At 36.3% G+C, this 20,384-nt stretch carries 18 protein-coding genes; 10 read left to right on the top strand and 8 right to left on the bottom strand.

What is annotated here, in order from left to right:
- Positions 1-385 precede the first annotated feature (385 nt).
- Both ACH2AZ_RS06460 and ACH2AZ_RS06455 read right to left on the bottom strand, forming a co-directional pair.
- A complete protein-coding gene (locus ACH2AZ_RS06460) occupies positions 386-1,690 on the bottom strand; it encodes an ABC1 kinase family protein (RefSeq protein ID WP_394907164.1) in 1,305 nt (434 codons plus the stop codon).
- Between the two features lie 3 nt (positions 1,691-1,693).
- Entirely contained in the window at positions 1,694-2,386 is a 693-nt protein-coding gene (locus ACH2AZ_RS06455; RefSeq protein ID WP_394907163.1) for a TetR family transcriptional regulator C-terminal domain-containing protein, read from the bottom strand.
- A 174-nt stretch (positions 2,387-2,560) separates the two neighbouring features.
- Here ACH2AZ_RS06455 and htpG point away from each other — a divergent pair, with 174 nt between their 5' ends.
- The 6 genes from htpG (at position 2,561) to ACH2AZ_RS06425 (ending at position 8,861) form a co-directional block, all read left to right on the top strand.
- Positions 2,561-4,444, top strand: a complete 1,884-nt coding sequence (gene htpG, locus ACH2AZ_RS06450) for a molecular chaperone HtpG (protein ID WP_394907162.1) — start codon at positions 2,561-2,563, stop codon at positions 4,442-4,444.
- Positions 4,445-4,586: 142 nt separating this feature from the next.
- On the top strand, positions 4,587-6,533 hold the full coding sequence (gene thrS / locus ACH2AZ_RS06445; RefSeq protein ID WP_394907161.1) for a threonine--tRNA ligase: 1,947 nt from the start codon (positions 4,587-4,589) through the stop codon (positions 6,531-6,533).
- Between the two features lie 55 nt (positions 6,534-6,588).
- A complete protein-coding gene (gene infC, locus ACH2AZ_RS06440) occupies positions 6,589-7,104 on the top strand; it encodes a translation initiation factor IF-3 (RefSeq protein WP_379046197.1) in 516 nt (171 codons plus the stop codon).
- 41 nt (positions 7,105-7,145) lie between these two features.
- Positions 7,146-7,343 (top strand): 50S ribosomal protein L35, encoded by a 198-nt coding sequence (rpmI, locus tag ACH2AZ_RS06435; protein WP_147860938.1) that lies wholly within the window; start codon positions 7,146-7,148, stop codon positions 7,341-7,343.
- A gap of 97 nt (positions 7,344-7,440) precedes the next feature.
- Positions 7,441-7,785 carry a 50S ribosomal protein L20 gene (gene rplT, locus ACH2AZ_RS06430; RefSeq protein ID WP_147860937.1) on the top strand — a complete coding sequence of 115 codons (345 nt, stop codon included), beginning with the start codon at positions 7,441-7,443 and terminating at the stop codon, positions 7,783-7,785.
- 119 nt (positions 7,786-7,904) lie between these two features.
- The gene (locus tag ACH2AZ_RS06425) at positions 7,905-8,861 is read left to right on the top strand and encodes an OmpA family protein (protein WP_394907160.1); all 957 of its coding nucleotides are present in this window, start codon (positions 7,905-7,907) and stop codon (positions 8,859-8,861) included.
- Here ACH2AZ_RS06425 and ACH2AZ_RS06420 read toward each other — a convergent pair.
- The 5 genes from ACH2AZ_RS06420 to tgt form a co-directional block, all read right to left on the bottom strand.
- On the bottom strand, positions 8,858-10,117 hold the full coding sequence (locus ACH2AZ_RS06420; RefSeq protein WP_394907159.1) for an asparagine synthetase B: 1,260 nt from the start codon (positions 10,115-10,117) through the stop codon (positions 8,858-8,860). The genes ACH2AZ_RS06425 and ACH2AZ_RS06420 overlap by 4 nt on opposite strands.
- A gap of 34 nt (positions 10,118-10,151) precedes the next feature.
- Positions 10,152-11,696, bottom strand: coding sequence for a replicative DNA helicase (gene dnaB / locus ACH2AZ_RS06415; protein ID WP_394907158.1), 1,545 nt, complete (start codon positions 11,694-11,696; stop codon positions 10,152-10,154).
- A 168-nt stretch (positions 11,697-11,864) separates the two neighbouring features.
- A complete protein-coding gene (locus tag ACH2AZ_RS06410; protein ID WP_147860933.1) occupies positions 11,865-12,818 on the bottom strand; it encodes an acetyl-CoA carboxylase carboxyltransferase subunit alpha in 954 nt (317 codons plus the stop codon).
- A gap of 88 nt (positions 12,819-12,906) precedes the next feature.
- A complete protein-coding gene (locus ACH2AZ_RS06405; protein WP_147860932.1) occupies positions 12,907-13,977 on the bottom strand; it encodes an LptF/LptG family permease in 1,071 nt (356 codons plus the stop codon).
- Between the two features lie 4 nt (positions 13,978-13,981).
- On the bottom strand, positions 13,982-15,112 hold the full coding sequence (tgt, locus tag ACH2AZ_RS06400; RefSeq protein ID WP_394907157.1) for a tRNA guanosine(34) transglycosylase Tgt: 1,131 nt from the start codon (positions 15,110-15,112) through the stop codon (positions 13,982-13,984).
- A 197-nt stretch (positions 15,113-15,309) separates the two neighbouring features.
- On the opposite strand from tgt, the gene ACH2AZ_RS06395 reads away from it, so the two are divergent.
- From ACH2AZ_RS06395 to ACH2AZ_RS06385, 3 genes are read left to right on the top strand one after another with little or no spacing between them, the layout of a single operon-like run.
- Positions 15,310-16,155: a transketolase gene (locus tag ACH2AZ_RS06395; RefSeq protein ID WP_394907156.1), complete on the top strand. Its 846-nt coding sequence runs from the start codon at positions 15,310-15,312 to the stop codon at positions 16,153-16,155.
- Between the two features lie 20 nt (positions 16,156-16,175).
- Entirely contained in the window at positions 16,176-17,129 is a 954-nt protein-coding gene (locus tag ACH2AZ_RS06390; protein WP_394907155.1) for a transketolase family protein, read from the top strand.
- Between the two features lie 4 nt (positions 17,130-17,133).
- On the top strand, positions 17,134-17,730 hold the full coding sequence (locus ACH2AZ_RS06385) for a porin family protein (protein ID WP_394907154.1): 597 nt from the start codon (positions 17,134-17,136) through the stop codon (positions 17,728-17,730).
- A gap of 287 nt (positions 17,731-18,017) precedes the next feature.
- Here the strand turns inward: ACH2AZ_RS06385 and ettA are convergent, their stop codons facing one another.
- Positions 18,018-19,712 (bottom strand): energy-dependent translational throttle protein EttA, encoded by a 1,695-nt coding sequence (gene ettA / locus ACH2AZ_RS06380; protein WP_394907153.1) that lies wholly within the window; start codon positions 19,710-19,712, stop codon positions 18,018-18,020.
- 191 nt (positions 19,713-19,903) lie between these two features.
- Here ettA and ACH2AZ_RS06375 point away from each other — a divergent pair, with 191 nt between their 5' ends.
- Entirely contained in the window at positions 19,904-20,233 is a 330-nt protein-coding gene (locus ACH2AZ_RS06375; RefSeq protein ID WP_394907152.1) for a thioredoxin family protein, read from the top strand.
- The last annotated feature ends 151 nt before the right edge of the window (positions 20,234-20,384 follow it).

Genomic DNA, 20,384 nt, shown 5'->3' with positions numbered 1-20,384 from the left:
CCATTATTCCCCTTAAGATTTTCTCATATATTTAAAAAAAAGTGCGATGGCAATAATCCAGAACAGGCTCATTAATCCGTAAAAAACATAACGTAAAAAATTTCCAGGTTCAAAAAATGCCCCTATGAAAGCGGTGAAAAATGCACCGGCTATAAAATAGATAGGTAAGAATCTGTTGCTTTGCATTTTATTTAAATAGGTTTTACAGAATACTTTTTTGTCTTTATTATTAAAGTTAAGAAAATAAAAGCAATTTAGATAGTTAAGTCTAGTTCTATTTTATAGAGGTTAAAAGTTACAGATTTTATTTTAAAAATGAAAAAAGGCTACTAAACTCGAAAATTTAGTAGCCCAAACACATAACAATTAACCAAAAATTATGAAATTACAACTCTTTAAAATTATTAATTTTCACCTCCGCTTTTAAATCGTGAAGCAAATTATATAGACCAAAAAATGTTCTATTAATGTATAAGAAATGTTTACTTCCTCGGTTTCCATTCATTTTTCTTAATTCAGTGTCTTTACTATACTTTTCACTAAGGTCGGTTATTTTACTCCAAAATGTTTCATCACTAAAATCAAAGGACTCATTGTGAAAAGGCGATGTAAACAAACTCAGCATTTCATAAAATAAATTTGAAAAGAAATCAATCTCACGCTTAGTATCGGTTTCCACAATAATTTCTAATTCTTTTAGCTTTTGCAGGAAAAATTCTTTGTTATTGATATTTTCAGGAACTGCCAATTCAAAATAAGGCTTATAGAACTCCTCTGGCACTTGTTTAATGCAACCAAAATCAATAGCAATTAACTTATTTTTGGGCGTTATTAAAAAGTTACCCGGGTGCGGATCGGCATGAACCGCTTTTAGTTTATGCATTTGATACATATAAAAATCCCATAAAGCTTGCCCAATTTGGTCTCCTTGCTCTTTTGAGAAATCTGTTTTAGTAAATTCACTTAGGTGCAAGCCTTCCATCCAATCCATAGTAATAATTTTCTCACTTGATAAATCAGGATAGTATTTTGGGAACCCTAAATTCGGAATGTGCTTACAGGCTTCAGAAATTTCTATACTTTGCTTCATTTCAAGCAAATAATCTGTTTCTTCAATTAATTTACCTTCAACTTCTTTAAAATATTTATCTGAATCTTTTCCTTGTAGATTAAACATTTTCATCGCAACAGGTTTAACCATTGCTAAATCTGAACTAATACTATTGGCGACTCCCGGATATTGAATTTTCACAGCAAGTTTTTTCCCATCTTTTTGTGCACGATGAACCTGGCCTATACTCGCAGCATTTACAGAGTTTAAGTTAAAGTCATCATAGATGTTTTCTGGGTAGTCGCCAAGGTATTTATAAAAAGTTTTTCGAACTAAAGGGGCAGATAATGGAGGTACACTAAATTGCGCCAACGAAAACTTCTCTACATAAGCATTAGGAAGTAGGCTTTTCTCCATAGATAACATTTGTGCCACTTTGAGAGCACTACCTTTTAGGTTTTTTAAACCATCATAAATATCGGCAGCGTTATCTTCATCGAGCTCATCGCGAGTAAGATCTGGATTAAAGGCCTTTTTACTATAATGTTTTAAGTAATTTCCACCAATTTTAAAACCGGTTTTAACCAGTTCGGTAGTCCGGCCAATCTTGCCTGTAGGGATTTTATCTATTGTTTTCATAGGCTATGCCTTATGGGATTGGTAAATAAATTTTCCAAAATCAATAACTCGCTCTAATGGCGTGTTATTAAATACGTCAAATATGGTATTTACAGATTTTTCAATCGCTACATCTGTTTGTTCAAATTGTGGCGAGTTGTCATCTAGCCAAAACTTCATTAAAAATACAGTTTGTAGCCAAGCTCCTTCTGAGAAAATCGTTTTATTGTGCCTAAGTAGTTTAACTTTTTGCTCATCATTTTTATCTTCTATAAGTTCACTAGCAAATTGTTTAACCCGTTTACGCAAACCAGAAAGTTGTTCTAAATTTTTAAGAGGTGACTCATGCTCTTTTAAACTGAAAATTACGTAACTCCTATTCGCTGTTAATAGTTCAAAAAAAGTAAAAAAGAAGGTCAACATTTTTTCTCTATTCGAAAAATTACTGGTTTCTTTAGCTTTATTCATCAAATCTATACTCATTTGATAAAACTCTTCCCAAATGCTTCGCTGTAAGGCTTCTAAACTACCAAAATATTCATAGAAATTTGCTTCTTCTTCACCTAAATTCTTTGCAAATTTATATACGCTTTTGGGTCTGCTTTCTTCCTCTAGGATGTGAGTCATATAAGCAGAAATCCAATCTTTCTTATGCATCTTTTTTGCCTTAACTTTTGTTTCCTTACTCTTCTTATTGGTTGTCTTTTGTGCTGCCATATGTGTTATTTTTATCAAAGATATAACTTTGTTTAATCTTTTAAGTAAATATTTAAACAAAAACTTTGTTAATATTTGCATCTACTACAGTCAAATAATATGCCACTTTGGCAGATATCTAGAATTGGTATTTTTTTTGACTCATCAGAAAAAACGATTTTAAAATTTTTAAAAATGGCAACAGGAAAAATAAATGTATCGGTAGAGAATATCTTCCCGCTTATAAAGAAATTTTTATATAGCGATCACGAAATATTCTTACGAGAGTTAATTTCAAATGCAACAGATGCAACCTTAAAACTAAAGCACCTTACCCGCATTGGCGAGACCGATGTGACTTATGGTAAACCCGTGATTGAGGTGAAAATTAACAAAGAAAACAACACCTTGCATATAATTGATGAGGGAGTGGGAATGACTAAGGATGAAGTAGAAAAATACATCAATCAAGTAGCTTTCTCTGGAGCCGAAGAATTTTTAGAAAAATACAAAGATTCGGCAAAAGACAGCGGTATCATTGGTCATTTTGGCCTAGGGTTCTATTCTGCCTTTATGGTGGCCGATAAAGTGGAAATTATTACCAAATCATACAAAGATGAGCCCGCGGCACACTGGACTTGTGAAGGAACAACCGAGTTTACTTTAGAAGAAACCACAAAGCAAAATCGCGGTACAGAGATTATTTTACATCTCAACGAAGAAGAAAAAGAATTTTTAGAGGAGCCACGCATAGAGAACCTATTGACAAAATACAATAAGTTTATGCCTGTTCCCATTAAGTTTGGTACAAAAGAGAAAACCTTACCTAAGGCAGAAGATGCTCCAGAAGATGAAGAAGCAAAAACAGTTACCGTAGATAATATAATCAATAATCCAGATCCAGCATGGACCAAGCAACCCACAGATCTTGAAGAAGAGGATTATAAAAGCTTTTACCGAGAGCTCTACCCAATGCAATTTGAGGAACCACTCTTCCACATTCATTTAAATGTAGACTACCCTTTTAATCTAACCGGTATTTTATACTTTCCAAAACTCTCTAACGATTTGAGTATGCAGAGAGATAAAATTCAGCTTTATCAAAATCAAGTTTTCGTTACAGACAATGTAGAAGGTATTGTACCCGAGTTTCTTACTATGCTTAAGGGAGTAATTGACTCGCCAGACATTCCGTTAAACGTTTCACGCTCTTACTTACAAGCCGATGGAGCAGTTAAAAAGATTTCAAGTTACATTACTAGAAAAGTAGCAGATAAATTAAAATCTCTCTTTAACCAAAACCGAGAAGATTTTGAGAAAAAATGGAACGATATTAAGGTGGTAATCGAGTATGGTATGCTTTCTGAAGACAAGTTCTTTGAAAAGGCAGACAAGTTTGCATTATACCCCAGTGTAGATGAAAAGTACTACACCTTTGACGAATTGATAGAGAAAATTAAAGCCAATCAAACCGATAAAGACGGTAAAACCGTTGTACTTTATGCCTCAAATAAAGATGAGCAACACAGCTATATTCAAGCGGCAAAAGAGAAAAACTATGAGGTGTTATTATTAGACTCTCCTATTGTAGCACATTTAATTCAAAAATTAGAAAGCAGCAAAGAAAATATCTCTTTTGTAAGGGTAGATAGCGATCATGTTGATAACTTAATTAAAAAAGAAGAGAACCAGGTTTCTAAATTATCAGACGAGGAAAAAGAAAAGCTTAAAGCGGATTTTGAAGCTATTGTTCCAAAAGAAAAATACACCGTTCAATTAGAACCTATGGATAGCAATGCGGCGCCTTTAATGATCACCCAACCCGAATTTATGCGAAGAATGAAGGAAATGCAACAGACCGGTGGTGGGGGTATGTTTGGCATGGGCAATATGCCAGATATGTACAACTTGGTGATAAATGTAAATCATCCTCTTATGGGCGATTTAATTAACCAAGACAAAGAAGTGCAAGAAAAAACAATAAAACAAGCTTTAGATTTGGCTAAACTCTCTCAAAATCTTTTAAAAGGAGAAGAGTTAACCAATTTTGTAAAACGCAGTTTTGAATTGATGAAATAACAATTTCAAATTCAGCTAAAGAGCCTAGTAGTTTTCTTATTTTGGGACATTAGAAAACTACTGGGCTTTTTATTTAATATTAGATAACATAGGACTTGCAAAAATTAGTGAAGCGTTTATCTTTGTAACATAATATAAAACTATGATAAAAATAACCCTACCCGACGGAAGCGTAAAGGAGGTCCAACAAGGAACAACAGTCTTAGAAGTGGCTAAAAGTATTAGCGAAGGTTTAGCGCGAAATGTTTTATCGGCCCAATTTAATGGGCAAACGGTTGAAACATCTACCCCATTAAACCAAGACGGCTCTTTAGTGCTTTTTACTTGGAAGGATAAAGAAGGTAAAAAAGCTTTTTGGCATAGCTCATCTCACGTTATGGCACAGGCCATTCAGGAGCTTTTTCCAGGAGTTAAACTCACTATTGGACCGGCTATTGAAAATGGTTTTTATTACGATGTTGATTTTGGAGAACATAAAATTTCAGATGCCGATTTTCCAAAAATTGAAAAACGAATGCTGGAAATCGCCCGTGGAAAACACGACTTCTCACTACGTGAAGTTAGTAAACAAAGCGCTTTAGATTTTTATAAAAAAGAGCAAAATCCCTTCAAGGTTGAATTAATTGAGAATTTAGAAGATGGTGATATCACATTTTGTGATCATGATAGCTTTACGGATTTATGTCGAGGAGGGCACATACCCAATACAGGCAATATAAAGGCGGTTAAAATTATGAATGTCGCTGGAGCATATTGGCGAGGAGACGAAAACAATCCACAATTAACACGTGTATATGGTATAAGTTTCCCTAAACAAAAAGATTTAAAAGAATATTTAGCTCTTTTAGAAGAAGCTAAAAAAAGAGATCATAGAAAGTTAGGTAAAGAATTACAGCTTTTTACATTTTCTCAAAAAGTAGGACAAGGTCTACCCCTCTGGCTACCCAAAGGTGCGGCACTAAGGCAAAGACTTGAAGATTTCTTAAAAAAAGCACAGCATAAAGCAGGCTACGAGAGTGTGGTAACACCGCACATTGGCCAAAAAGAACTCTACGAGACTTCCGGACACTATGCTAAGTATGGTGAGGATAGTTTTCAACCGATCTTGACGCCACACGAAAATGAAGAATTTTTGTTAAAACCCATGAACTGTCCGCATCACTGCGAAATTTATAATGCCAGCGCTTGGAGTTATCGCGACTTGCCCAAACGATTTGCCGAATTTGGTACCGTTTACCGTTATGAACAAAGTGGCGAACTACATGGTTTAACCCGAGTAAGAGGCTTTACGCAAGATGATGCACACATATTTTGTACTCCAGACCAATTAGATCAAGAGTTTAAAAATGTAATTGACTTGGTACTCTATGTATTTGGTTCTTTAGGATTTGAAGATTTCACTGCTCAGGTTTCCCTCAGAGACCCTGAGAATAAAGAGAAGTATATTGGGAGCGATGCAAATTGGGAAAAGGCAGAACAGGCTATTATTAATGCCGCAAAAGAAAAAGGACTCAATTATGTAATCGAGACTGGCGAAGCTGCATTTTATGGACCAAAATTAGATTTCATGGTTAAAGATGCTTTGGGGCGCAGTTGGCAGTTAGGAACTATTCAGGTAGATTATAATTTACCTGAACGTTTTGATTTAACCTACAAGGGTAGCGATAACGAAGAACACAGACCCGTAATGATTCATCGAGCTCCTTTTGGAAGCATGGAACGCTTTGTTGCTATTTTATTAGAGCACACGGCAGGTAATTTTCCACTTTGGCTAATGCCCCAGCAAGCTATTATCTTGTCTTTAAGCGAGAAATATGAAAAATACACCAAAAAAGTTTTAAATTTATTAGAAAATCACGAAATTCGCAGCGCGTTAGATAACCGTAGTGAAACTATGGGTAAAAAAATTCGGGAAGCCGAAATGAACAAAATACCCTATATGCTCATTATTGGTGAACAAGAAGAGCTGAATGGCACGGTATCTGTACGTAAACACGGTGGTGATGATTTAGGAGAAATGACAATTGAAGATTTTGCTCAATTGATTTCTAAAGAGATAAATGCATCACTAAAAACATTTGAAGTTTAATTTAAAATAGATAGTCATAGCAATTCGTAGAAAAAAATCAAGAGGATCAAGGCAGATCAAAGAAGATCAGCACAAAATCAATGATAAAATTCGTGCTAAAGAAGTTCGTTTAGTAGGTGATAATGTAGAGATGGGTGTTTATCCTATCGAAAAAGCTTTAGCCAAAGCTGAAGAACTGGGTGTAGATTTGGTTGAAATTTCACCAAATGCAAAACCTCCCGTTGTAAAAGCAATGGACTATAAGAAATTCCTCTACGAACAGAAGAAAAGAGAAAAAGCTTTAAAAGCAAAAGCAACCAAAGTTGTGGTGAAAGAAATTAGGTTTGGCCCTAATACCGATGACCACGATTACGAGTTTAAGAAAAATCACGCTATTGGGTTTCTTAAAGATGGTGCTAAGCTTAAAGCCTATGTTTTCTTTAAAGGTCGTTCTATTGTTTTTAAAGATCAAGGTGAAATTTTACTGCTTCGTCTAGCACAAGATTTAGAAGAATACGGTAAAGTAGAGCAAATGCCTAAGTTAGAAGGAAAGCGTATGAATATGTTCATAGCGCCTAAAAAATCAAAATAAGATATTATCATTAGAGAGATAATAATTAACAAGGATATATTATGCCTAAAATGAAGACTAAATCTAGTGCTAAAAAGCGTTTCAAGCTAACTGGTACTGGAAAAATTAAAAGAAAGCACGCGTTTAAAAGTCACATCTTAACAAAGAAGTCTAAAAAACGTAAGCTTAAATTAACTCACTCGACTTTAGTACATAAAGCCGATGAGGACAACATTAAATTGCAATTACGTTTAAAGTAATAGCCATTTAATTGGTTAAAACTAGTTAATAACCCTGGAGTTGGGCCCAAAAAAGAGCTATTTAAGTATAGACGCCTACTACAAAATCATTTAAAATATGCCAAGATCAGTAAACTCAGTAGCTTCAAGAGCCAGAAGAAAAAAGGTGATGAAGCAAGCAAAAGGATACTTCGGACGTCGTAAAAACGTTTGGACAGTAGCCAAAAACGCGGTTGAAAAAGCTATGTTATATGCTTATAGAGACCGTAAAGCAAAGAAAAGAACATTTAGATCATTATGGATCACACGTATAAACGCGGGTGCTCGAATGAACGGAATGTCTTATTCTCAATTTATGGGTAAATTAAAAGCCAATGAAATCGAATTAAACCGTAAGGTTTTAGCAGATTTGGCTATGAACCACCCAGAGGCTTTTAAAGCCATTGTTGAGAAAGTAAAATAATTTGCAAAACCCTATTATCTCTCTATATAAAACCACTTTAGCTTGCTAAAGTGGTTTTTTTATGCATTGTCAGCTTAAAGTATCGCTTAAAGAATAGTCAAAAATGGTATCTTTAAGCTATGAAAAACATTAAACTACTTACCCTCTGTGCTCTCTTATCCTTTTTTTGGAGCGCGTCTCAGGTACCACTAGATCATATTAAATTTAAGCAAATGTACCGCTTAAAGAATAATAAAGAAATTTATGTACCCCTAGGCAACGTAGCTTTTGCAGATGCTATTTTCTCTTTTAGGGAAGGTGAACCTAAAGCCTTAAAAAAATACACCAATCCAAAAGCAGCCCTTGGAGAACCAGATTACAAGAAGTACCTAGATCAATCCTATGTTTCAATAGGTTGTAAAGGAGAACTAATCGTTGCATTTACAGACAATGGTTTTATTGATATAGAAGGTCACGATTTATATTTTTTTGAAATAGGCCCTTCTGTAGAAGCTTTTGAGGTCGCCATTTCTAGCGATGCAAAAGAATGGATAAATATTGGAAGTGTAGAGGGTGGAGCCTCGCAAATAGATATTGCTTCAGCACTAGAAAAAGAAGAAGAAAAAAAGATTTATTATTATGTAAAAATTAAAGATTTAGCATCCTTTTGTAGTGGCCCAACGGCCGGTGCAGACATAGATGCAGTAGGTACTATTGGAGCCGTTTTAAAGTTGAATGTAAAGGCACATCTACTATTTGATACCGATTCCCATAATCTAAAAAACCACGCACTAGATAAACTTAACGATTTTATAGATATCATTAAAAAAATACCCAAAGCACAAATCGTAATTGCTGGTCATACTGATAGTGATGCTAGCAGCAGGTATAATCATAATTTAGGATTAAATCGAGCTCGAGAAGTAGAAAAATTTTTAAAATCCAAACTAAACCCCTTAGGCGCTTACCGTTTTAGAAGCGAAAGTTATGGAGAGCAAAAACCGGTGGCACCCAATGACACCCCAACCAACAAACAAAAAAATAGGCGAGTAGAAATTATTGTTTTACCCCACGAATCTTTTTATAAAGCCCCTTAAGTTTTTTGTTTTTTCTTCTTTGCCGCAGGAAAAAGTATATTATTTAAAATAAGACGATAACCTGGAGAATTGGGATGTAAAGACAACTCTGTTTTAGGATCTCCTACCTTATGCTGGTAATCTTCGGGATCGTGGCCACCATAGAACGTAAAAAAACCCTTTCCTTTAATACCGTGAATGTAACGCGCCTCATTGTTAACCTTATTTTTCCCCATCACTAAAACATTTGGTTTTATCGTGTTTGGGTCAAAAGAAGTAGTTTGCCCCATAAATCCCTTAACTAAGGCGGTATGATTTTGGCAAAGCATACTTGGAATAGGATCCCATTTAGCCGAAAAATTCATCAAACTAAAATAATCCACCTCTTTTTGTATTTTACGCTTGCTAGTCATGTCTATACTTGAAAATTCATACACCATTGGGCTACGCTCCAAAATAAAATCCGTAAAGGCAAAGGTATTAGAATAGTTGATCTTACTTTGATAGGAAGGATCACTCGGGTCACCGTCAAACATAGGTTCACAAATATCTATTCCTTCAGCAGACAAAGCTATATCAAAACTATCTGTTGCGCTACACATGGCAAACATAAAACCTCCCCCCACAACATAATCTCTAATTTTTTTAGCGACCGCTAGTTTGGCTTGAGAAACCTTATTAAAACCTAATTTAGTCGCTAGAGCCTCAGCCTGTTTCTTTTCTTCAATATACCAAGGTGTTGCCCGATATGCCCGATAAAATTTACCATACTGCCCTGTAAAATCTTCATGGTGCAAATGCAACCAATCGTATAGTAAAAGTTGATCTTGCAGCACTTCTGTATCATAAACTGTTTCGTAAGGTATTTCGGCATATGTAAGCACCATGGTAACGGCATCATCCCAAGGCGCTTGACCCTCTGGAGTGTATACAGCAATTTTTGGTGCCTTCTCCAATACCACGGCATCCATATTTTGTGAAGGACTGTCAATAAAATCAAGAATAGATTGGGTTTTTGCATCACTTAACAATTCAAAAGAAACACCACGAATTTGACATTCTCGTCTTATTTCTTCTAAATCGGGAATTAAAAAAGAACCGCCTTTATAATTGAGTAACCACTTCACCTTAATTTGCTGCTCCAAAACCCAATAGGTTAAGCCATAAGCCTTTAAATGATCTTTTTGCCCCACATCATCCATAGGGATTAAAAGGTAGCTCGCCTTCGCCGAAAAGCATAAGCTAAAAAATATAAGTAATAATAGCATCTTTTTCATAGCTCAAAAGATACAAAGAAAAGCGTATTAATAATTAAAAAGGTACAGAATCTTCGTCGCCTTCTTCTAAATCGGGTGAACCGAAAGCTGCAGAGGCCGATGGGAAATTCCCGCCAGGAAAGTTATCCTCATCAGATTCTGTATTCATACTCGAGGGTATCTCGGATGGAAAGTCGAATTGATCTAAGTTATCAAATTTACCTAATTCTCCGATAAACTTAAGTCGGATATTGTCTAAGCCTCCATTACGATGCTTAGCGATAATAAATTCGGCTTGACCTTCTGTAGGCGATTGCTCTTCATCATCCCATTCATCTATTTTGTAGTACTCAGGTCTATAGATAAACGAAACTATATCGGCATCTTGCTCAATAGCTCCAGACTCCCTTAAATCAGACAGTAATGGCCTTTTACTCCCTCCACGGGTCTCGACAGCACGTGATAACTGAGATAAAGCAATTACCGGTACATTAAGTTCTTTTGCCAAAGCTTTAAGGTTACGTGAAATGGTTGAAATCTCTTGCTCACGGTTTCCTCCTTTTTGCGTACCTCCTGCTGTCATTAATTGCAAATAATCAATTACAATTAATTTAATACCATGCTGAGAGGCCAACCTTCTGGCTTTAGCACGTAGATCAAAAATTGATAGCGAAGGGGTATCATCTATAAAAAGCGGAGCTTTCTCTAAGGCCTTTACCTTTACATTAAGCTGCTCCCATTCGTGCGTTTTTAACTTACCCGTTCTTAATTTTTCTGATGAAAGTCCTGTTTCAGATGATATTAATCGAGTAATCAATTGAACAGATGACATCTCTAATGAAAAGAATGCCACAGGAATATCTTGACCTACGGCTATATTTCTAGCCATTGATAAGGTTAACGCAGTTTTACCCATACCAGGTCTAGCTGCCACGATTATAAGATCTGAAGGTTGCCAGCCCGAGGTTAGCTCATCTAATTTGGTAAAACCTGTAGGAATACCACTTAAGCCTTCACGGTTTGAAATTTCTTGAATTCGGCGTTTAGCTTGAATAACTAAACTTTGCGCAGTTTCTGATGATTTTTTAATATTTCCCTGAGTAACCTCATACAATTTAGATTCAGCTTTATCTAGTAAATCAAAAACATCTGTACTTTCTTCATAAGAATCTTCAATGATCTCACTTGATATTTTTATAAGACTACGTTGTATATATTTTTGCAGTATTATGCGGGAATGAAACTCGATGTGAGCAGAAGAAGAAACTTTTTGCGTTAACTGAATCAGATAATAATCGCCTCCACAAACTTCAAGTCGCAAATCTTTCTTTAACTGGTTAGAAACTGTTAATAAGTCAATTGGTTGACTGTCTTGAAACAATTTAAAAATAGCCTCAAAAATGTATTTATGCGCTTCTTTATAGAAAACATCAGGGTGTAAAACATCAATAGCCTCATCTACACCTTTCTTATCAATCATCATAGCACCCAACACAACCTCCTCTAAATCAACAGCTTGAGGAGGTATTTTTCCTTTTTGCAGTGATATAATATCCTGGTTTTTTTGGGTATAAGGTTTATTTTTCTTGACGTTTTCCATAGGTGCGAATGTAACAAAAATTATAAGGCTAATGCGCCAAATTGTATTTTCTAAAATCAACAGGTTATCAACGAACCATCTGTTAATAACTTTTATTTTTTGTTAATAAAGGTAAAAAAATCCGAAGAGAAAATCTTCGGATTTAGCCATTACTATGTATATGGGTGTTTAGTCTTTATATGTACCCATTGCCAAATATTTATCCATTCTAGATTTCACTAAATCTTTTGGGGATAACTCTTTTAGTTCGGCATAAGATTCTAAAATTATCTTTTTTAGTGTTTTTACCATTTCAACTCGATCGGCGTGTGCTCCGCCTAAAGGTTCTTTAATAATCGAGTCAATAACTTTAAGTCTTTTGGCATCTTTAGCGGTTAACTTTAACGCTTCGGCGGCTTGCTCTTTATGATCCCAGCTGCGCCATAATATCGAACTACAATTCTCTGGAGAAATTACCGAATACCAAGAGTTTTCTAGCATCATCACTTTGTCACCTACACCAATTCCTAAAGCTCCACCGCTGGCACCTTCTCCTATAACCACAACAATAACAGGAACTTGAAGGCGTGTCATCTCTAAAATGTTACGCGCAATAGCTTCTCCTTGTCCGCGTTCTTCGGCTTCTAAACCGGGGTATGCTCCTGGAGTATCAATAAAAGTAACCACCGGTAAGTTAAACTTCTCTGCAGACTTCATTAAACGAAGCGCTTTACGGTAACCTTCTGGATTGGCCATTCCAAAATTTCTGTACTGTCTAGTTTTGGTATTGGTTCCTTTTTGTTGACCGATAACCATAAAACTTTGCTCGCCTATTTTACCTAGACCACCTACCATAGCTTTATCATCGGCTACTGTACGGTCTCCATGTAACTCTAAAAAAGTATCGCCGCAAAGTGCTTGAATATAATCTAAGGTGTAAGGGCGATTAGGGTGTCTCGAAAGTTGAACCCGCTGCCAAGCGGTTAAATTTTTATAAATTTCTTTCTTTTTTTCTTTGAGTTTTTTCTCTATTTGCTGACAGGTTTCAGAAACATCTACGTCATTATCTGTTCCTATTTTGCAAGCTTTATTAAACTCTTCTTGCAAAGCCTGTATCGGTTTTTCAAATTCTAAATATTCCATAATCGGGTATGGCTTTTGTAGTTTTTAGTAAGCAAATATATAAAACTTCTACGATGCACTTCAGCTTAACCGAAATTAATTATAAACTTTATCGTTTTGCTTTTTGAAGCAAAAAGATAGCTAAGATTCCAAAGACAATATTAGGCAACCATACGGCGAGCAATGGACTAAAGGTTGACCGCTCTGCAATAGTACCAAAAACCTTATCAAAAAAGACAAATATAAAAGCTATTGCAATTCCTATAGCCAGATTTACGCCCATCCCCCCTCTTCTTTTAACCGAAGATACCGATACCGCTATAATGGTTAAAATATAGGCAGAAACAGGTAAGCTTAAACGTTTATATGCCACTACTTGATACCGATTGATATTGGCTGAACCACGTCTTCTCTCCTGTTCGATGAATTCGTTAAGCTCATTAAAATTTAAAGTTTCGGCAATATATTCTACAGGGGTAAGCGCATCAAATTCAAATGGTAATAAGGTATCTAATTTGGTTTTACTTATCAAACGGTCATTGGGCTGCCCCACAATACGTTTTTCATAGTTATTAAGTACAAAAATACTATCGTCAAACTTAAGCCTACTGGCACTTATCTTAAATTTTAATTGGTTGTTTTCAAAATGCTCTAAGGTAAAATTACGTGCCGTTTGGGTAGCTGGATCAAAATTAGTCGCATAAATAAATTCATTATCATTAATTTGTCGGAATACATCTTGGGTTTCTTGAGCTGATTTACCACGTTTTAGGTATTTCCATTTAAACTCATTAAATCCTTGGCTTGCATTTGGTGCCAAATACATACTTAAAACCAAAGCGCTTATACATACAATGGTAGCTCCAATGAGATAAGGACGCAAAAAGCGAGTAAATGAAACACCAGAACTTAAAAAAGCCACTATCTCTGTATTATTAGCCAGCTTTGAAGTGAAAAATATTACCGACAAGAATAAAAATAAAGGGAAAAGTAAATTGGCAAAATAAACGGTGAAATCAATATAGTAATAAAGCACCTCTATAAAAGGCACTTCATTTTCTAGTATCTTATCAATCTTTTCGGCTAAATTTACTGTTATTCCTATAGGAATAAACAATAAAAGCAACATGACAAATGTGCCTAGATAACGTTTAAGTATGTACCAATCTAATATTTTCACTCGCTTATAATCTTTTATCCATTTGCTTGACCATTTGATTTTTCCAACTTGTAAAATCACCGGCTAAAATATGCTTTCTAGCTTCGCGTACCAACCACAAATAGAATCCTAAATTGTGAATGGTTGCAATTTGCCTGCCAAGCATTTCATTCACACTAAACAAATGCCTAACATATGCTTTAGAGTAGGCCGTATCTACCCAAGTAATACCCATTTCATCTAAAGGAGAGAAATCGTCTTCCCATTTTTTATTTTTAATGTTTATGGTACCGTGTGCAGTAAATAACATACCATTTCTACCATTTCGCGTAGGCATCACACAATCAAACATATCTACTCCTAAGGCAATATTCTCTAAAATATTAATAGGCGTACCTACTCCCATTAAATAGCGTGGTTTATCTTCGGGTAAAATGGCGGTTACCACCTCGGTCATCGCATACATTTCTTCGGCAGGTTCACCAACCGACAGGCCACCAATTGCATTCCCTGGAGCACCGGCATTGGCAATATATTCTGCAGATTGCTGCCTTAAATCTTTATAGGTGCTTCCCTGCACAATAGGAAATAAGGTTTGCTCGTAACCATATAAAGGCGGAGTATCGTGAAAACGCTTTAAGCAGCGTTCCAACCAGCGGTGTGTCATATGCATAGACCGCTTAGCATAATTATAGTCGCAAGGGTAGGGTGTGCATTCATCAAAGGCCATAATAATATCGGCCCCAATTTGGCGCTGAATATCCATTACCCCTTCTGGAGTAAAAAAGTGGTAAGAGCCATCTATATGCGATTTAAACTTCACCCCTTCTTCTTTTATCTTTCGGTTGGCCGACAAAGAATAAACTTGATACCCACCACTATCGGTAAGAATGTTCCTGTCCCAATTCATAAATTTATGCAAGCCCCCTGCCTTTTGTAAAATATCGGTGTGTGGCCGCATATACAAATGGTAGGTGTTTCCCAATATGATATCGGGATTTATTTCTTCCTTTAATTCACGTTGGTGCACCCCTTTAACCGTAGCAATGGTGCCTACGGGCATAAAAATAGGTGTTTCTATACTTCCGTGATCTGTGGTTATTGTTCCGGCTCTCGCCTTGCTTCCCAAATCATTCGCTTTAAGCTTAAATTGCATGCATAAAATTTTAGATGGGCAAAGGTAATTAATTTCTTAAAAGCAAACTGATGCTTGTTTCATTTATTAACTTTTATCGTTGTACGGATTGCCTTCCGTAAAGCAAACTAAAACCAAACTTACATTTATTTACTTTTATTTTCAATTGCCTACAAATAAAAGTATTTTTGCGCAAACAGATTTTAAACCACACAACAATGGCAAACACAACACAATTAGAAGATTTTGTTATGCAAGTAAGAAGAGATATTCTTAGGCAAGTACATAAGGTAAACTCGGGACACCCTGGCGGTTCTCTAGGTTGTGCAGAATTTTTTACAGCTCTGTACCAAGAAGTTATGGACTATACCACCGATTTTACGATGGATGGTAAAAACGAGGATCTTTTCTTTTTATCAAACGGACATATCTCGCCTGTATTCTATAGCGTTTTAGCTAGAAGCGGATTTTTTCCTGTAGACGAATTGAACACCTTTAGATTAATAGATTCTAGATTGCAAGGGCACCCTACCACCCACGAAAATTTACCGGGAGTACGCATTGCATCGGGATCGCTTGGTCAAGGAATGTCTGTAGCCATTGGGGCAGCCCAAACTAAAAAATTAAATAAAGACAAACACTTGGTTTACTCACTACACGGTGATGGCGAGTTACAGGAGGGGCAGAATTGGGAAGCCATAATGTATGCGGCCGGTAACCAAGTTGATAATTTAATTGCAACCGTTGACCTAAACGGACAGCAAATAGATGGCTCTACAGATCGTGTGTTACCTTTAGGTAATTTAAAAGATAAGTTTGAAGCTTTTGGCTGGGAAGTTTTAGAGGTTAAAAATGGAAACAACATTACCGAAGTGATTCAAGGATTGCAAGATGCAAAAGAAAAAACAGGTCAAGGAAAGCCGGTTTGTATTTTGCTGCATACAGTAATGGGTAACGGGGTTGATTTTATGATGCATACGCACGAGTGGCACGGTAAAGCTCCTAATGACGAGCAACTTGAAAAAGCCCTTGCGCAAAACCCAGAAACTTTAGGCGATTATTAATTTTTAAAAAGGACAAAATCATGAAAAAATATATAGACACTGGCAAAAAAGACACCCGTTCTGGATTTGGAGCCGGTTTGGAAGAATTAGGAAAAAAGAATGAAAATGTGGTAGCCCTTTGTGCAGACCTTACGGGTTCACTTAAAATGGATGCATTTAAAAATAACCACCCAGAGCGCTTCTTTCAGGTGGGCATTGCAGAGGCAAATATGATTGGAATGGCGGCAGGTATGACCATAGGTGGTAAAATTCCTTTTACTGGTACTTTCGCAAACTTTTCAACAGGACGTGTGTATGACCAGATTAGACAAAGTGTGGCATACTCAGGTAAAAATGTAAAAATTTGCGCTTCGCACGCTGGTCTAACGTTGGGCGAAGATGGCGCCACTCACCAAATTTTAGAAGATTTGGGGCTTATGAAAATGTTACCAGGTATGACGGTAATTAATACCTGTGATTATAATCAAACCAAGGCAGCAACTTTAGCTATTGCTGAACACGACGGTCCTGTTTATTTGCGTTTTGGAAGACCAAAAGTAGCTAATTTTACTCCAGAAGACCAAAATTTTGAAATTGGTAAAGCAGTACAATTAACCGAAGGAAACGACGTTACAATAGTAGCAACAGGTCATTTAGTTTGGGAAGCATTACAGGCAGCCGAAACCTTAGCAGAAGAGGGAATTACCGCAGAAGTGATTAACATACACACCATAAAACCGCTTGATGCAGATGCTATTATTGCCTCGGTTAAAAAAACAGGATGTGTAGTCACCGCCGAAGAGCATAATTATTTAGGTGGTTTAGGAGAAAGTGTAGCACGTGTTTTAAGCACAGAATACCCAAACCCACAGGAATTTATCGCCACTAAGGATACCTTTGGAGAAAGCGGAACTCCCGAGCAATTAATGGAGAAATACGGACTCAATGCTAAGTCTATTGTTGCTGCAAGTAAAAAAGTAATCCAAAGAAAATAAAACCATGTTTAAAAATTTTGTAAGCCTTATCATAATTTTGCTATGCCTTAGCGGATGGGCACAAACCGATGAAAACGGATGGGGAATTAAAGCTGGTCTAAGTCAAAACACGAATGGTGAATTAAAAAACCTGAGCAATGATGCCAAATTTGAAGCCGAAGCAGGCGTTGGGTACCACATTGGGGTTTTTGGGAATATTAACTTAAGTCCGATTTACTTAAGACCTGAGCTAATTTACACCAAAACACAAAGTGAATATGACGGGGTAGACTTTGAATTGCAACGTCTTGACGTTCCCGTTTTAGTAGGCTTAAAACTGATAGGCCCATTGCATGTTTTTGCGGGTCCCAATTTACAGTATAATCTAGACAGTAAATTTGGTAATAAAGATTTAGAAAAACCTAATGAAGATTGGAGCTTAGGCTTGCACGCTGGTGCTGGGGTGCAGTTGGGAGATTTTGGTATAGATTTGCGTTACTCTCGTGGCTTTAGCGACAATGAGGTTGAGTTTTTACAAAATAACTTTAACAATACACCAGAGTTAAATCGCTTAAATATTGATCAAAGTGAATTAATTCTAAGTTTATCCTTTAAGTTTTAAAGCTAACAGGCTACAACTAAATTAATGAATAGGCTCAAATTGCACCTTTAATTTGAGCCTATTTTTTTACTCGATTTTGTACTTAGGAATCAATTGATAATTTAAAAAATTGATTATAACTATTCGTCATCCTAACTTATAGCTTTCCATTTTCTTGACCCATTAAAAAAAGAGGTCTAAAAATCAAAACCAAGCTCAAGACATTTATTTTCTATTAAGAATTACAATAAAACAAAAAGGGCTGCTTTAAAATAAAGCAGCCTTTTTATAAAAGATCAATTTAGAAATTAGTCCCGTGTTAATCGTTTGTATTTTATACGTTTTGGCATTAAGTCTCCGCCTAGACGTTTTTTCTTATTTTCTTCATATTCAGAGAAGCTTCCTTCAAAGAAATATACTTGAGAGTCACCCTCAAAAGCTAAAATATGTGTACAAATTCTATCTAAAAACCAACGGTCGTGTGAGATTACTACGGCACAACCTGCAAAATTTTCTAATCCTTCCTCAAGCGCACGTAAAGTATTTACATCTAAATCGTTGGTGGGCTCATCTAATAACAAAACGTTCCCCTCTTCTTTTAGGGTCATAGCCAAATGCAAACGGTTACGTTCACCACCAGAAAGCATATTAACCTTTTTATTTTGCTCGCTTCCACTAAAATTGAATCGGCTCAAGTAAGCTCTAGAGTTCACCTCGCGACCTCCCATCATAACTAATTCTTGCTCATCGCTAAAGTTTTGCCAAATGGTTTTCTCGGGATCAATATTAGAATGACTTTGATCAACATAAGCAATTTTGGCCGTCTCCCCTACTTTAAAAGATCCTTTATCTGGTGTTTCTTCACCCATTATCATTTTAAAAATAGTAGTTTTTCCTGCCCCATTAGGACCTATGATACCCACAATACCAGCCTGGGGTAAATTAAAGTTCAAGTCTTCATACAACAATTTATCTCCATAAGCTTTGCTTACACCATTGGCTTCTATCACGTTTGTACCTAAACGCGGACCGTTTGGAATGTAAATTTCCAATTTTTCATCCATTTGCTTTTGGTCTTGACTCAGCAACTTATCATAATTATTTAAACGTGCTTTTTGCTTGGCCTGTCTACCTTTAGGCGCCATACGCACCCATTCTAACTCACGCTCAAGGGTTTTTTGACGTTTCGAAGCAGCTTTTTGCTCTTGCGCCATTCGTTTAGACTTTTGGTCTAACCACGACGAATAATTCCCCTTCCAAGGGATACCCTCACCACGATCTAATTCTAATATCCATCCGGCCACATTATCTAAGAAGTAACGGTCGTGGGTGACGGCAATCACCGTGCCTTTGTATTGCTGTAAATGGTGCTCTAGCCAATGTACCGACTCGGCATCTAAATGGTTGGTAGGCTCATCAAGCAATAGCACATCGGGTTCTTTTAACAGCAAGCGGCAAAGTGCCACGCGGCGTCTTTCACCACCAGAAAGCACCCCAATTTTTTTATCAGAATCTGGGGTTCTTAAAGCATCCATAGCAATTTCTAGCTTAGTATCAATTTCCCAAGCATTGCTTGCATCTATAGCATCTTGTAACTTGGCTTGCTTATCCATTAACTTTTCCATTTTTTCGGCATCTTCATACACCTCTGGCAATGCAAATTGATCATTGATTGCGTTATATTCATCAAGGATTTTCACCGTTTCGGCAACCCCTTCTTTTACCACTTCAAGCACGGTTTTATCTTCATCTAACTCGGGTTCTTGGGGTAAATAACCCACCGAGTAGCCCTGAGAAAATACCACATCACCTTGGTAGTTTTTTTCTTCGCCAGCAATAATGCGTAGCAAAGTAGATTTACCCGAACCGTTTAAACCTAAAATTCCGATTTTAGCTCCATAAAAGAAGCTCAAATAAATGTTCTTTAATACCGGTGTATTCGCATTTTTATAGGTCTTGGTTACCCCAGACATAGAAAAAATCACCTTTTTGTCATCTGCCATGATAATATATTTAAAGCTGTTAATTTGGGCGTTACCCTATTTAGGGTCGCGCTATTCGTTGTATCTTTTTAGGTAAAATACCTAAAAAGGATGTCACTGCTATCGCTAACGCAAATATCTAAAAAATAAGTTGATGAAAATAATAAAGCCTTCAAGAAAAGAAACTTTATTTTTGTAGTAAAAATAACGCTATGCGCTTAGTTGATATAAAACAAAAAATAGATTTTGGGCAGCCGCTATTATTGTATTTTAGCGGAAAACAATGCAGTGTTTGCCACAGTCTTAAGCCTAAAATTAGAGCTGCGGTAACCGAAAACTTTCCTAAAATGGAGTTTCTTGAAATAGCTGCCGAAATGCACCCCGAAATCGCTGCCCATTTTCAGGTGTTTCAAGTTCCTTGTTTATTGGTTTTCTTTAACCAAAAAGAATACATCCGTAAAGGAGGAAATGTTAGTGTACACGTTTTTATAAACGAAGTGGAGCGCTTATATACTTTATATGAACAGATGAAAAGCGACTAATGTTTAGATATACCTCTTCCACATTAAATAAAGACTTTTAAGTCTCTCGATTTAAGTTATACCGTTCTAAGCCTAACGTACAAAGGATTTAATAATTTCAACCGATTTAAGATAAACAATACGTCGCTCTTATCTAGTCTCTTAAATTACT

The organism is uncultured Mesonia sp. (assembly GCA_947499595.1).
In the GTDB taxonomy this organism is placed as follows: domain Bacteria; phylum Bacteroidota; class Bacteroidia; order Flavobacteriales; family Flavobacteriaceae; genus Mesonia; species Mesonia sediminis.
This window is presented reverse-complemented; position numbering and strand designations above follow the sequence as displayed.

What these genes read in the sequence shown, in the direction of transcription:
- ACH2AZ_RS06460 (WP_394907164.1), bottom strand. Translation starts at nt 1,690, where the DNA reads ATGAAAACAATAGATAAAATCCCTACAGGCAAGATTGGCCGGACTACC.
- ACH2AZ_RS06455 (WP_394907163.1), bottom strand. Translation starts at nt 2,386, where the DNA reads ATGGCAGCACAAAAGACAACCAATAAGAAGAGTAAGGAAACAAAAGTT.
- htpG (WP_394907162.1), top strand. Translation starts at nt 2,561, where the DNA reads ATGGCAACAGGAAAAATAAATGTATCGGTAGAGAATATCTTCCCGCTT.
- thrS (WP_394907161.1), top strand. Translation starts at nt 4,587, where the DNA reads ATGATAAAAATAACCCTACCCGACGGAAGCGTAAAGGAGGTCCAACAA.
- rpmI (WP_147860938.1), top strand. Translation starts at nt 7,146, where the DNA reads ATGCCTAAAATGAAGACTAAATCTAGTGCTAAAAAGCGTTTCAAGCTA.
- rplT (WP_147860937.1), top strand. Translation starts at nt 7,441, where the DNA reads ATGCCAAGATCAGTAAACTCAGTAGCTTCAAGAGCCAGAAGAAAAAAG.
- ACH2AZ_RS06425 (WP_394907160.1), top strand. Translation starts at nt 7,905, where the DNA reads ATGAAAAACATTAAACTACTTACCCTCTGTGCTCTCTTATCCTTTTTT.
- ACH2AZ_RS06420 (WP_394907159.1), bottom strand. Translation starts at nt 10,117, where the DNA reads ATGAAAAAGATGCTATTATTACTTATATTTTTTAGCTTATGCTTTTCG.
- dnaB (WP_394907158.1), bottom strand. Translation starts at nt 11,696, where the DNA reads ATGGAAAACGTCAAGAAAAATAAACCTTATACCCAAAAAAACCAGGAT.
- ACH2AZ_RS06410 (WP_147860933.1), bottom strand. Translation starts at nt 12,818, where the DNA reads ATGGAATATTTAGAATTTGAAAAACCGATACAGGCTTTGCAAGAAGAG.
- tgt (WP_394907157.1), bottom strand. Translation starts at nt 15,112, where the DNA reads ATGCAATTTAAGCTTAAAGCGAATGATTTGGGAAGCAAGGCGAGAGCC.
- ACH2AZ_RS06395 (WP_394907156.1), top strand. Translation starts at nt 15,310, where the DNA reads ATGGCAAACACAACACAATTAGAAGATTTTGTTATGCAAGTAAGAAGA.
- ACH2AZ_RS06390 (WP_394907155.1), top strand. Translation starts at nt 16,176, where the DNA reads ATGAAAAAATATATAGACACTGGCAAAAAAGACACCCGTTCTGGATTT.
- ACH2AZ_RS06385 (WP_394907154.1), top strand. Translation starts at nt 17,134, where the DNA reads ATGTTTAAAAATTTTGTAAGCCTTATCATAATTTTGCTATGCCTTAGC.
- ettA (WP_394907153.1), bottom strand. Translation starts at nt 19,712, where the DNA reads ATGGCAGATGACAAAAAGGTGATTTTTTCTATGTCTGGGGTAACCAAG.
- ACH2AZ_RS06375 (WP_394907152.1), top strand. Translation starts at nt 19,904, where the DNA reads ATGCGCTTAGTTGATATAAAACAAAAAATAGATTTTGGGCAGCCGCTA.